This is a genomic window from Larsenimonas rhizosphaerae, from assembly GCF_023700005.1.
Lineage (GTDB): Bacteria > Pseudomonadota > Gammaproteobacteria > Pseudomonadales > Halomonadaceae > Larsenimonas > Larsenimonas rhizosphaerae.
This window is the reverse complement of sequence record NZ_JAMLJK010000001.1, coordinates 1,046,487-1,058,053: the sequence shown is the minus strand read 5'-3', so window position 1 is coordinate 1,058,053 and position 11,567 is coordinate 1,046,487. Positions and strand designations below refer to the sequence as shown.

Genomic DNA, 11,567 nt, shown 5'->3' with positions numbered 1-11,567 from the left:
AACCCGAATGCCCCGGTGAGGCGGCGCCTCATCGGGGCATCATCAGTCAGTGCCCGGTCTGGCGGCGAATCGCTCGATAGCCGATATCGCGCCGAAATACAGCGCCCTCAAAGGATATGGTATCCACTGCCGCGTAAACACGCTCACAGGCCGAGCTTACATCCTCGCCCAGACCGGTCACGCACAGTACACGCCCGCCACTGGTGACAACGCGGCCCTGCTCACTCTCCGCGGTACCGGCATGAAATACCCTGCAACCATCACGTTCAGCCGCCAGAGTGTTATCAATGGTATCGCCCTTGCGGTACTCACCAGGATATCCCTGCGCCGCCATGACCACACCCACTGCAACGCGCTCGTCCCACTGGCAGTGCTGCTGATCCAGACGCCCTTCGACACCGGCCTGGCACAGCGCCACCAGATCGCTCTGAAGACGCATCATGATCGGCTGGGTTTCCGGGTCGCCAAAGCGACAGTTGTATTCAATGACCTTCGGTGCCCCATCGGCATCAATCATCAGCCCGGCATACAGAAAGCCAGTATAGGCATTGCCTTCCTGCGCCATGCCTTCAACCGTCGGCATGATGATCTCGGCCATGACGCGATCAAAAACGGCCGTTGTCACCACCGGTGCCGGAGAATAAGCGCCCATCCCACCGGTATTGGGACCTTCATCTCCCTCACCGATGCGCTTGTGATCCTGACTTGTCGCCATGGGCAGCACATGCTCGCCGTCGACCATGACGATGAAGCTGGCCTCCTCACCGTCTAGATACTCCTCGATGACCACGCGCGCACCGGCATCACCAAAGGCATTGCCTGCCAGCATGTCCCTGACCGCGGCCTGCGCCTGGTCATCGGTCATGGCAACCACTACGCCCTTGCCGGCGGCCAGACCATCGGCCTTGATAACGATAGGTGCCGGATGCTGCTCAAGATAGGCCAACGCCTTGTCGATGTCGGTGAAGTTGGCATATTCGGCCGTGGGGATACGATGGCGCGCCAGAAAGTCCTTGGTAAAGGCCTTGGAGCCTTCCAGCTGGGCGGCTGCCTGAGTCGGACCGAAAATGGCCAGCCCGGAAGCGCGAAAACGGTCCACCACCCCCGCCACCAGAGGTGCTTCAGGCCCCACGATGGTCAGCCCCACCTCTTCCTGCTGCGCCAGGGCCAGCAGGCCTTCAATATCCGTTGCAGCCACCGCCACATTACGAAGCCCGTCCTCGCGAGCCGTGCCGGCATTGCCGGGAGCAACCAGCACGTCGCTGACCTGACTGGACTGTGCAGCCTTCCAGGCCAGCGCATGCTCACGTCCACCACCGCCGATAATCAGAACCTTCATCAATGACTCGTCTCGTTGTCGGTTAAAACAGGAAGTGCGTCGATTATCTCAGAAAAAAAGCGCGCTGTACGCATTCGACCTTCGTGCCAGCTCGGGTATCATGGCTCGCGTTTAAAGGAGCCCTCATGAACCTGTTGTTATTGCCCGCCGAAAGCCTTGACGGCCAGCGGCTTCGCGTTACCGATACGCGTCGCCTGGCTCACCTGAGAGATGTCCATCGCCTTGTCCCGGGACAGAGCCTGACCGTCGGCGTGGAAAATGGCCTGATGGGGCGTGCCCGCCTGGTGTCACTGACGCCGGAGTTGGCGGATTTCGAGCTTGAGCATCTGACGCAAAAAGCGCCGCCGCCCCTGCCCATCCATGTTGTTCTCGCCCTGCCACGACCGCGCATGCTGGCCAGAAGCCTCGAAAACATGGCAGCCCTGGGCGTGAAGCACATCACACTGCTGCATACTCGACGTGTGGAAAAAAGTTACTGGCAAAGCCCGGAACTCGACCCACTTAAAATCCGCCACCACATGGTACTGGGCCTTGAACAGGCGCGTGACACTACCATGCCTAAGGTACACCTGGCCCAGCGCTTCAAACCCTTTGTTGAAGACGAGCTGCCGGGCCTGATGACAGGCCGCGAAGGCCTTGTCGCCCATCCGGGCGAGATGCAATCCTGCCCACCGCCTCGCGCGCTCGATGCTCCACCGTTACTGCTGGCCATTGGCCCGGAAGGTGGATTCATCGAGTACGAAATGGATGCCCTGAAAGCCGCAGGCCTTAAGGGCATTCACATGGGTGAACGCATCCTGCGTGTCGAAACGGCCGTGGTCGCCCTGCTGTCACGGCTTTTCAAGCCCATCTGATATCAATCATTCCACGCCGTGAACAAATTCCGGCGAAATCACAATATCGACATTGACCGACTGGGCAATGAAACAGTACTGGTGAGCACGATCATGCAGTGCCCGAGCCGTGTCTACAGAAGACTCGGACGTGATCGTGATCACCGGGCGCAGCTCGATACGCGTAAAGCGTCCGCCGTGACCGGACGCCAGCTTGAGCGTCCCGCGCGGCTGATCCACGTAATCCGTAACCACCACACCTTCGTCGGCGCACAGGTGGAGGTACCACAGCATATGACACTCACTGAGCGAAGCCACAAACAGCTCTTCCGGATGATGCAGGGCCGGATCACCCATGAATGCCGGGTCGGCACTGGCCTGAATCCGTGGCTTGCCCTCGCTCAGAATGTCGTGGGCACGTGAATAGGACCGGTAACTGGTCGTGCCTGCTTCATTCTGACCGGTCCAGCGAACAGTCAGCGTATAGTCGTGCGTCAGTCCCATGGGAATTCCTTGATCTGATGAGTCAGTACCCCGGGCTACACCCCTTTCCCGGGCACTCCAAGCTTAAGCCAATATCAACAGGATTCCGACTCTCGCACGTCGATGACTGGCGAGCAATCTGGGTGCGTGATACATTCCCTTTACGACCGCAGACTCTATGCCTTTTTTTATAACACTTTCAACGGGCTACAGAGACCGATGTATTGGCAGGCGGGTAACCGTGCCAACATCGGGATGAAGGAGATAACGTCATGACCGCTCAGGGGCACCCCAAACCATCGCGGCCGGATCGCAACGCTTCAGGCTGTACATCGCGTCAAATGACCACGATCATGCGTGCAGGAAAGGCCCCGCGCTGGATGTTTTCACCTCGCGCTGTCCGTCGTCCGTTCCTGACCGACCCGCCCGTCTGATGCCTTTGCCATGACAATGATCATGGCCCACGGGCACGTCTCCTGCCCTGCATTGACACCAGGCGACGTCAACCATATTCAGTCCGCTACTGAAAAGAGCATGTCTTCATGACCCTGCTATTGATTGTGCTGCTGCCCCTTGTCGGCAGTCTCGTACCCATTGCGAGCGCTCGCAGCGGACGGACCACGTGCGCCTGGCTGACAGCGATCCTTCCCGCCATTGCCCTGGGCATTGCGGCCTGGTACACGCCGGCAGTATTTGGCGGTCAGCTGCCGCAGGTGAGTCTTGACTGGGTGCCTGCGCTGGGCCTGGATATCGCGTTCAGACTTGATGGGTTATCCCTGCTGTTTGTCTATCTGGTGCTGGGTATCGGCCTGCTGATCATCCTTTACGCCAGATACTATCTGTCCGAAAAGGACTCGATGAGCCGCTTTTACGCTTATCTCATGCTGTTCATGACCGCCATGCTCGGGATCGTCACGGCCGACAACCTGCTGCTGATGTGGTTTTTCTGGGAGCTGACCAGCCTGTCATCGTTCCTGCTGATTGGTTACTGGTCGCATCTTTCGGAAGCCCGCAAGGGGGCACGCATGGCGCTGACCGTCACCGGAGCGGGGGGGCTGTGCCTGCTGGCAGGTATTTTGCTGATGGGTCATGTGGTTGGCTCCTACAGCCTGACCACCGTGCTTGAACATCGCGAACTGATTCAGCAAAGCAGCCTTTATCAGCCGATTCTGCTGCTGTTTTTGCTTGGAGCCTTTACCAAGTCAGCCCAGTTTCCGTTCCAGTTCTGGCTGCCGCATGCGATGGCAGCCCCGACACCGGTATCGGCCTATCTGCATTCCGCCACCATGGTCAAGGCTGGCGTTTTCCTGCTGGCGCGCATGTATCCTGTTTTGTCCGGCACGGATGAATGGTTCTATATCGTCACTCTGACCGGGCTGGCCACCTTGCTTTACGGAGCCTTCTTTGCGCTGATCAAACAGGATCTTAAAGGGGTGCTGGCATTTTCGACCATCAGCCACCTTGGCCTGATTACCCTGCTGTTTGGCTTCAACTCCAAGCTGGCTGCCGTGGCGGGTGTGTTTCACATCATCAACCACGCCACGTTCAAGGCTTCACTGTTCATGGCAGCTGGTATTGTCGATCACGAATGCGGCACCCGGGACATACGAAAGCTCAATGGCCTGTGGCGATACATGCCCTACACGACCGTACTGGCCGCCGTCGCTTCCGCTTCCATGGCCGGCGTCCCCCTGCTTAACGGCTTCCTGTCCAAGGAGATGTTTCTGGCCCAGAGTCTTGAGGCACAGATGCTGGGCGGGCTGTCATGGATGATTCCGGCACTGGCCACACTGGGCAGTGTGCTCTCGGTAGCCTATTCGCTGCGTTTCATACACGATGTATTTTTCAATGGCGAGCCACGGGATCTGCCCAAGACCCCACACGAGCCTCCTCGCTATATGCGCCTGCCGATCGAAATCCTGATCCTGCTGTGCATCATGGTGGGCATTCTGCCCGGCATCATGGTCGAGCCCATCCTGCGGGCAGCTACTGCCGCCGTGGTACCTGGTCAGGCGCCGGAGATACACCTTGCCCTCTGGCATGGCTTCAACCTGCCGCTGATGATGAGCGCCATTGCGCTGAGCGCCGGGGTGCTGGTGTATCTGCTGCGCAATCACATTTACCGGTTTCACCGGCAATTTCGCGCCGTCAACGCCCGCCAGTCCTTCGAATTTTCGGTACAGCGTGTCGTGCGTTCCGCGCAGTGGGGGCTGGATCGGTTTGAAAACGGCTCGCTGCAGCGGTACATGTTCCTGCTGCTGCTGAGCGCGGTGATAGTGGCTGCCTTTGGCCTGATGGACGTGCCTTCCATGGCGGGCCTGAAATCACTGCAGCCGCTTGACCCGGTCGTCGTCACCGGAGCAGGCATTCTGTGTCTGGCCGGTCTCGGTACGGTCATGCTGCATCGTCGGCGCCTGTTGTCACTGCTGTTTCTCTCGGTCGTGGGCATGTTTGTTTCCCTGACCTTTGCACGCTTCTCGGCCCCTGACCTCGCTCTGACACAGTTGGCCGTGGAAGTAGTCACGATCATTCTGTTGATGCTCGCACTGTTCTTCCTGCCGCAGAAGACGCCCAAGGAGTCCAGTGGACGGCGCGTGTCTCGGGACATTCTGTTGTCGATGATCTTTGGCGGGGTAATTGCCAGCCTCAACTACGCCGTACTGACACGCCCTCTGCAAAGCATCTCGACCTACTTCATCGAGAACAGTGTTCCCGGCGGCGGCGGCCATAATATCGTCAACGTCATTCTGGTGGATTTCCGTGGCTTCGATACTCTCGGCGAAATCACCGTACTGGGTATTGCCGGTATCGCCATCTACAAGCTGCTGAACCGGCTTCGCCTGTTCATGCCATCAAGCGACATGGAAGGTCGACCCTGGTCACCGGACCGCTATCCCGTCATTCTGTCATCTGTCTCCCAGACCCTGCTGCCACTGGCGCTGCTGGTCTCGGTCTTCATCTTCCTGCGGGGGCATAACCTGCCAGGCGGCGGGTTCATTGCCGGACTGGTGGCCGCCGTGGTCATCATTCTGGTGTACATGTCTCGTGGCGTGGAATGGACCCAGCGGCGCATGTCGTTCAATTACCAGCCCATTGCTGTCACCGGCGTGGCCATTGCCGCACTGACAGGTCTTGGCAGCTGGGTCTTCAACAAGCCGTTTCTGACCTCGAGCTTCGGTCATTTTGACATCCCCCTGATCGGCGATATCGAACTGGCCACGGCCATGATGTTTGATCTGGGCGTTTACCTGACCGTCGTCGGCTCGACGCTGATGATCCTTGCCAACCTGGGCAAGGTGACGACCCCTCACCGCCCGTCGAAGGAGAAACAGTAATGGAAGCCCTTTATGCGACGGTGACCGGCATTCTGACTGCCTGTGGCATTTACCTGACCCTTCGCGGCAGGACCTTTCCGGTGGTGGTGGGCCTGACGCTACTGTCATATGCCGTCAACCTGTTCCTCTTCTCGATGGGCGGCATCACCACCGGCCATACCACCATCGTGGACAGCGGCCAGCCCTATGCCGACCCGCTGCCCCAGGCACTGGTACTTACTGCCATCGTGATCGGCTTTGCCATGACGGCGTTCGTGGTGATTCTGGCCATGCGTACTCGGGGTGATCTGGGCAGTGACAGCGTAGACGGACAGCGCACGGATGAACCCCGGGAGGAGCGCAAGTAATGGATCATCTTCTTGTCCTTCCCATCGTACTGCCGCTGGTGGCGGGTCTGGCCACCCTGATTCGGCGCGAAGTCGGCACGCGTTACAAGCGCTCCATGAGCGTGGGTGCCACGGCACTGCTTGTCGTTGTCGCCGCACTGCTTGTCTACATGGCCAGCGATGGCACCATCCGCTATTACGCCCTGGGGGGCTGGCAACCGCCGTTCGGCATTATCATGGTTCTGGATCGCCTGTCCGCCATGATGGTGCTTCTGACCTCCGTACTGGCGTTGTTTTGCTGTATTTATGCCTGTGCCGGTCAGGACGAGGAAGGTTCCAACTTTCACGGCCTGTTTCAACTGCAGCTGATGGGTATCAATGGCGCCTTCATGACCGGCGACCTGTTCAATCTTTTCGTGTTTTTCGAGGTACTGCTGATCGCTTCCTATGCCCTGTTAATGCATGGTGGCGGCAAGGCACGCACTCAGTCAGGCCTCCATTATGTGGCATTGAATCTGGCCGGCTCATCGCTGTTTCTGATCGCACTGGGTGTGTTGTACGGCACGCTGGGCACCCTGAACATGGCAGATATGGCATCTCGCATTGCAGGCCTTGGTACCGACCGGACCGGTCTGGTCAAGTCGGCAGGACTGCTGTTGCTGACCGTGTTTACACTGAAGTCAGCCATGCTGCCCCTGTATTTCTGGCTGCCACGGGCCTACGCTGCCGCACCGGCCGCCGTGGCAGCCCTCTTCGCCATCATGACCAAGGTGGGCATTTATGCCATCATCCGCGTCTTTTCGCTGCTGTTCGGTGACCGCTCAGCATCACTGGCAGACATGGCCGCGCCGTGGCTCTGGTGGGGCGGGCTCGCCACCCTGGCCCTGGCAGCCATAGGTTGCCTGTCGGCTCGGGACATGCGCACTCTGGTCAGCTACCTGATTCTGGTGTCGGTCGGCACGCTGCTGACTGCCGTCAGCCTGCCAGGAAATGACAGCATGGCGGCCCTGCTGTATTACATGATTCAGACGACACTGGTGACCGGTGGACTGTTTCTGCTGGCTGATATCATTGATGATCAGCGCGGCAAGGCCGGCGCCCGCATCGTCAAAAGCCGACCTCTTAGGCAGTCTTCACTGCTGGGTGGCCTGTTCCTTGTCGGCATGGCCGGCGTTGCCGGGCTGCCGCCCTTCTCCGGTGCCATCGGCAAGGCCCTGATTCTTCAAAGTGCTGAAGGGTCTGATCGCCTCTGGCTATGGCCGATTCTGCTGATTGGCGGGTTATGTACGATTGTTGCTGCCTCACGGGCGGGCTCGACCTTTTTCTGGCGCTCGCATGAAGGCGAGCCCAGTGGCCCGCTCATGGGCAAGCGCCGTGGCCTGGCAACGCTGGCGCTGATCGGTGCGGCACCGCTGCTATCCATCCTTGCCGGCCCCCTGACGCATTATACGCAGTCAACAGCACAGCAGCTTGGCAATCCGTCTCGTTATCTGGACGCTATCCTGACACCGACGCCCATCAATCAGGCCATGCCGACACCTGCCGGGGAGGTCTCACCGTGATTCCATCCACCAGATTAGTGCCTACCCCGTACCTGACCCTGCTGCTGATCATGGTATGGCTGATGCTTCAGAACTCCATCAGCCTGGGCAATATCTTGATGGGGATCGTCCTCGGGATAGCCCTGCCACGGCTGACGGCCTCTTTCTGGGACAAACAGCCGGATATCAAACGCCCTTTCCTGCTGGTCAAGTACATCCTGACTTTGCTGCTGGATATCATCATTGCCAATTATGAAGTGTCCCGGCTGGTGCTGTCCTTTCGACACAAACCCAAACCGGCCTTCGTGGTATACCCGCTGTCGATCACGGACAACTTCGCCATCACTGTTCTGACCAGCACAATTTCACTGACACCCGGCACGATTTCGGCTCACCTTCGCCCTCATGAAGGCACGGTACTGATTCACGCGCTGGATGTTGACGACACCGAAGCGCTGATCACGGAAATTCATGAGCGTTACGAGAAGCCGCTCAAGGAGATCTTTGGATGCTGACCAACGCCATTGCCATCAGTGCCCTCTTGTTCATGCTGGCCATTGCCCTGAATTTCTATCGCCTGATCATCGGGCCGAGTATTCCGGACAGGCTGGCCGCGCTGGATACGATGTACGTCAATGCCATTGGCGCGATCATTCTGTTCGGCATGTGGCTCAATACCACTCTGTACTTCGAGGCGGCCCTGCTTATTGCCATGCTGGGCTTCATCAGCACCGTGGCCGTCTGCAAATATCTGCTTCGCGGCGACATCATCGAATAGGAGGGCAGAATGGATCTTCGGTTTGCACTGGAAGTGGCCGTATCAGCCCTGATGATTGCCGGTGGCATCTTCGCCGTGATCGGCGCAATGGGCATGGTGCGGTTCAGGGATTTTTACATGCGCCTGCATGGGCCAACCAAAAGCACTACGCTGGGCGTTGGCTGTGTATTGCTCGCATCGATGAGCTTTTTCTGGTTGAAAAACGGCCATCCAAGCCTGCAGGACATGTTGATTACGCTGTTTTTGTTTATTACCACACCGGTCAGCGCCCACCTGCTGACCATGAGCGGTTTGCATCATAAACTGCCCAGCGCCCCGGAAACCAAGGGTCAGCCGTATGAGCTTGATGATGAGGATGACATCGCCAGAAACTGACGTGATGTAAGCAGTTCAGCGCCTGGCGCTGAACTGCATCAGGGCAGACTACCACCCCTGGGTATGCTGGTTGACCAGTGATTCCAGCAGATCGATATGATCATCACGATCGTTCAGTGCCGGAATGTAGTGATACTCTCCCCCACCGGACTCCTTGAAGTACTCCCTGTTTTCCTCACTGATTTCTTCAAGGGTCTCAAGGCAGTCTGCCGAGAATGCAGGACACATTACATCGACATGCTCGCGCCCCTCCTTGCCCCAGGCCTTGAGCGTGACATCGGTATAGGGCTTCAGCCACTCTTCGCGCCCGAAGCGGGACTGATAGGTATGACTCCACTGCGTACTCGATAGACCCAGCTCCTCGGCCACCAGCTCGCTGGTTCTTTCGCAATGCGTCGGGTACGGGTCACCCTGGGTCGCGTAGCGCTTCGGAATGCCATGATAGGACAGCATCAGATGCCCCTGCTTGCCAAGTGCCTGCCAGTGCTCGCGCACGGTATTTGCCAGCGCCTTGATATACAGAGGGTGATCGTGAAAATCGCGGATCATCCGAAGTTCCGGCAGGTGCGGGCAGGGTTTCAATGCATCCGCCAGCCGGTCAAAGACCGCGGCGGTGGTCGAGCGTGAAAACTGTGGGTACATGGGTAATACCAGAATACGGCCGACTCCGCTCTTGCGGAGCTTGAGCCCGGCTTCTTCCATGCTTGGGCTGCCGTATGTCATCGCCAGCTCTACCGGAATGGGCTGCCCCATGGACGCTTCAAGCCGGGCCGCCAGTGCGCGCTGCTGCTTGCGGCTGTATGACATGAGCGGCGAGCCTTCATCCGTCCAGATCGAGGCATAGGCTTCAGCCACCTTCCTGGGGCGAGTACGCAGGATAAAACCATTGAGAATGGCCCACCAGACGGGGCGTGAGACGTCGATCACCCGTGGATCCCACAGAAACTCCCCCAGGTACTTGCGTACAGCTTCTGGTGTAGGGGCTTCAGGGGTCCCCAGATTAACCATTAACACGCCAAACGGTGCGCTGTTACTCATTCAATCACTCCCAGATTCTTGATAATCATATTCTATCAACAGGCGCGGGTGGCGGCTCATCAAAAACGCCTATCCAGTGGATTGGCCCGAAAATGACATACGCCTGTGAGAATAAACCATGGGAGTGCAGGGATAAAACAGGGCCTGTCACGAGAGCCGGTCCCGTGATCAGGCCACCTAGAAGACGAGGGGGATGTGCGAGGACAGCGGACTGGAATACATGGCCTGACGACCAACGACTTCATCATGCGGCACGGTCTGCACCAGATAGGCACGATGAACGCCGACATGGCGAAGCACATTGTATACCGCGTCCAGCGAGCGGAAGAGTTGCGGCTTGCCGCGGTTCTTCAACAGACTGCTTTCGCCCTGAGCCTGCTGCAGCTCTACCTGGTACAGCTGACCGGCCATGTGGCGCACGACGCGAACCTCGGGGTTGTCATGATATCGAACGGCCTGCCTGAACTGATGTAGTTCCATGGAAATGCTCCTGACAATGAAGGGTGACACCTATAGAGTGTGTCATCAGCCTAAGACAGTTTAGTGACAGGCAATGCCTTGAACAGGCACCGATTTATACCCCTTTACCCACTCATTCGCACCGCAGTTGCTCATGCATTTCACGAGTCAGCAACGCGTTCAATTGCGCCTGACGTGCCGGGCTTCGGCGCGCCAGGCGAGCTCTGGTACGTGCCAGCCAGCCGGCATCCGATAACCGCTCGACAGGAACCGCTACCCGGCGAGACACCGGCCCCGGATACCAAAGCATATCAACATGTGCCGACAGCATGGACTCGCCCTCTGAGCGGCGACTGAACCGGTACCATGGCAGACCGCCAACCTCCTTATTCCCGGCAAGGTCCAGCACCTGATCATGATCAGACGTAAACCATTGATCTACCGAAAAGGCCTCGGAATCCATGGCAGGCCATATGGCTGTCAACTCATCGGCCAGCCAGTGGCCCAGCGACGCCGAGTCACCGATGCCAGGCGGCCCCTTCTGCAAGTGCATGGCTCCGAAAATCAACAACGCTGTCTCGCCCTGCGCCATGACGTGACGGCGTACCGTATCAGCATAGTGAGCATCACGCCGCGCCATGGCCGACTGCCAGGTTGCTTCAGTAGCCGATGACCAGTCAAAGGGCGCCTCGGCCGCAAGAACACGCCAGCGCGCTCCGGGAGACAGTGTCAGGTTTACATCACGCACATGCGCCAGAAACTGCTGGTATACCAGTGGCGACCACAGCATGCCGTGAAGAGTGTCTTCGGATACCAGGCTCAGACGCGTGGCATCCAGCTCTCCACCGGCAATGTAATCATCAAGCATGGCCTGGTGGCGCTGACTGCCAAACTCGATGACCAGCGTTCGAGTACAGGCCTGGATTACCGGTGAGGCGATCAATGAAAACAACCGAGCCATGACTTCGGGGCACCAGTGCACCTCTCCTGCCCCGACCAGAGGAGTCCGGGCAAAGCCCCGTGCCACGGCGCTTTCCAGCGTCAGTACCGTCATGCTGCC

Annotated in this window: 13 protein-coding genes; 8 read left to right on the top strand and 5 right to left on the bottom strand. The window is 58.5% G+C overall.

The genetic code is table 11. The features are described 5' to 3' along the window. Positions 1-46: 46 nt before the first annotated feature. On the bottom strand, positions 47-1,339 hold the full coding sequence (gene purD / locus NAT21_RS04765) for a phosphoribosylamine--glycine ligase (protein ID WP_250936111.1): 1,293 nt from the start codon (positions 1,337-1,339) through the stop codon (positions 47-49). 125 nt (positions 1,340-1,464) lie between these two features. Between purD and NAT21_RS04760 the strand changes: the two genes are divergently transcribed. Further along, positions 1,465-2,193 carry a 16S rRNA (uracil(1498)-N(3))-methyltransferase gene (locus NAT21_RS04760; protein WP_250936109.1) on the top strand — a complete coding sequence of 243 codons (729 nt, stop codon included), beginning with the start codon at positions 1,465-1,467 and terminating at the stop codon, positions 2,191-2,193. A 6-nt stretch (positions 2,194-2,199) separates the two neighbouring features. Here the strand turns inward: NAT21_RS04760 and NAT21_RS04755 are convergent, their stop codons facing one another. After that, positions 2,200-2,676 (bottom strand): OsmC family protein, encoded by a 477-nt coding sequence (locus NAT21_RS04755; protein WP_250936106.1) that lies wholly within the window; start codon positions 2,674-2,676, stop codon positions 2,200-2,202. Positions 2,677-2,927: 251 nt separating this feature from the next. Between NAT21_RS04755 and NAT21_RS04750 the strand changes: the two genes are divergently transcribed. From NAT21_RS04750 to NAT21_RS04720, 7 genes are all read left to right on the top strand, one after another. Continuing rightward, complete coding sequence (locus NAT21_RS04750; protein WP_250936104.1) at positions 2,928-3,089, top strand: hypothetical protein; 162 nt, start codon at positions 2,928-2,930, stop codon at positions 3,087-3,089. A gap of 108 nt (positions 3,090-3,197) precedes the next feature. Next, positions 3,198-5,990: a monovalent cation/H+ antiporter subunit A gene (locus NAT21_RS04745; RefSeq protein ID WP_250936103.1), complete on the top strand. Its 2,793-nt coding sequence runs from the start codon at positions 3,198-3,200 to the stop codon at positions 5,988-5,990. Continuing rightward, entirely contained in the window at positions 5,990-6,337 is a 348-nt protein-coding gene (locus NAT21_RS04740; protein ID WP_250936102.1) for a Na+/H+ antiporter subunit C, read from the top strand. The genes NAT21_RS04745 and NAT21_RS04740 overlap by 1 nt, the downstream gene beginning before the upstream one ends. Next, positions 6,337-7,878 (top strand): monovalent cation/H+ antiporter subunit D, encoded by a 1,542-nt coding sequence (locus NAT21_RS04735; protein ID WP_250936101.1) that lies wholly within the window; start codon positions 6,337-6,339, stop codon positions 7,876-7,878. Before NAT21_RS04740 ends, NAT21_RS04735 begins: the two co-directional genes overlap by 1 nt. Further along, entirely contained in the window at positions 7,875-8,372 is a 498-nt protein-coding gene (locus tag NAT21_RS04730; RefSeq protein ID WP_250936100.1) for a Na+/H+ antiporter subunit E, read from the top strand. The genes NAT21_RS04735 and NAT21_RS04730 overlap by 4 nt, the downstream gene beginning before the upstream one ends. Continuing rightward, positions 8,366-8,635: a K+/H+ antiporter subunit F gene (locus tag NAT21_RS04725; protein WP_250936099.1), complete on the top strand. Its 270-nt coding sequence runs from the start codon at positions 8,366-8,368 to the stop codon at positions 8,633-8,635. The genes NAT21_RS04730 and NAT21_RS04725 overlap by 7 nt, the downstream gene beginning before the upstream one ends. A gap of 9 nt (positions 8,636-8,644) precedes the next feature. Continuing rightward, positions 8,645-9,010 carry a Na+/H+ antiporter subunit G gene (locus tag NAT21_RS04720; RefSeq protein WP_250936098.1) on the top strand — a complete coding sequence of 122 codons (366 nt, stop codon included), beginning with the start codon at positions 8,645-8,647 and terminating at the stop codon, positions 9,008-9,010. Positions 9,011-9,058: 48 nt separating this feature from the next. Here the strand turns inward: NAT21_RS04720 and hemH are convergent, their stop codons facing one another. The 3 genes from hemH to NAT21_RS04705 all read right to left on the bottom strand — a co-directional run bounded on the left by hemH (position 9,059) and on the right by NAT21_RS04705 (position 11,561). After that, a complete protein-coding gene (gene hemH / locus NAT21_RS04715; protein WP_250936097.1) occupies positions 9,059-10,048 on the bottom strand; it encodes a ferrochelatase in 990 nt (329 codons plus the stop codon). Between the two features lie 177 nt (positions 10,049-10,225). Continuing rightward, complete coding sequence (locus NAT21_RS04710) at positions 10,226-10,528, bottom strand: DUF6482 family protein (RefSeq protein ID WP_250936095.1); 303 nt, start codon at positions 10,526-10,528, stop codon at positions 10,226-10,228. A gap of 112 nt (positions 10,529-10,640) precedes the next feature. Beyond that, complete coding sequence (locus NAT21_RS04705; RefSeq protein ID WP_250936093.1) at positions 10,641-11,561, bottom strand: hypothetical protein; 921 nt, start codon at positions 11,559-11,561, stop codon at positions 10,641-10,643. Positions 11,562-11,567: the final 6 nt, after the last annotated feature.

Coding starts and splice junctions, on each gene's coding strand:
- NAT21_RS04725 (WP_250936099.1), top strand. CDS start 8,366: ATGCTGACCAACGCCATTGCCATCAGTGCCCTCTTGTTCATGCTGGCC.
- NAT21_RS04710 (WP_250936095.1), bottom strand. CDS start 10,528: ATGGAACTACATCAGTTCAGGCAGGCCGTTCGATATCATGACAACCCC.
- NAT21_RS04705 (WP_250936093.1), bottom strand. CDS start 11,561: ATGACGGTACTGACGCTGGAAAGCGCCGTGGCACGGGGCTTTGCCCGG.
- purD (WP_250936111.1), bottom strand. CDS start 1,339: ATGAAGGTTCTGATTATCGGCGGTGGTGGACGTGAGCATGCGCTGGCC.
- NAT21_RS04720 (WP_250936098.1), top strand. CDS start 8,645: ATGGATCTTCGGTTTGCACTGGAAGTGGCCGTATCAGCCCTGATGATT.
- NAT21_RS04755 (WP_250936106.1), bottom strand. CDS start 2,676: ATGGGACTGACGCACGACTATACGCTGACTGTTCGCTGGACCGGTCAG.
- NAT21_RS04735 (WP_250936101.1), top strand. CDS start 6,337: ATGGATCATCTTCTTGTCCTTCCCATCGTACTGCCGCTGGTGGCGGGT.
- NAT21_RS04740 (WP_250936102.1), top strand. CDS start 5,990: ATGGAAGCCCTTTATGCGACGGTGACCGGCATTCTGACTGCCTGTGGC.
- NAT21_RS04750 (WP_250936104.1), top strand. CDS start 2,928: ATGACCGCTCAGGGGCACCCCAAACCATCGCGGCCGGATCGCAACGCT.
- NAT21_RS04745 (WP_250936103.1), top strand. CDS start 3,198: ATGACCCTGCTATTGATTGTGCTGCTGCCCCTTGTCGGCAGTCTCGTA.
- NAT21_RS04760 (WP_250936109.1), top strand. CDS start 1,465: ATGAACCTGTTGTTATTGCCCGCCGAAAGCCTTGACGGCCAGCGGCTT.
- hemH (WP_250936097.1), bottom strand. CDS start 10,048: ATGAGTAACAGCGCACCGTTTGGCGTGTTAATGGTTAATCTGGGGACC.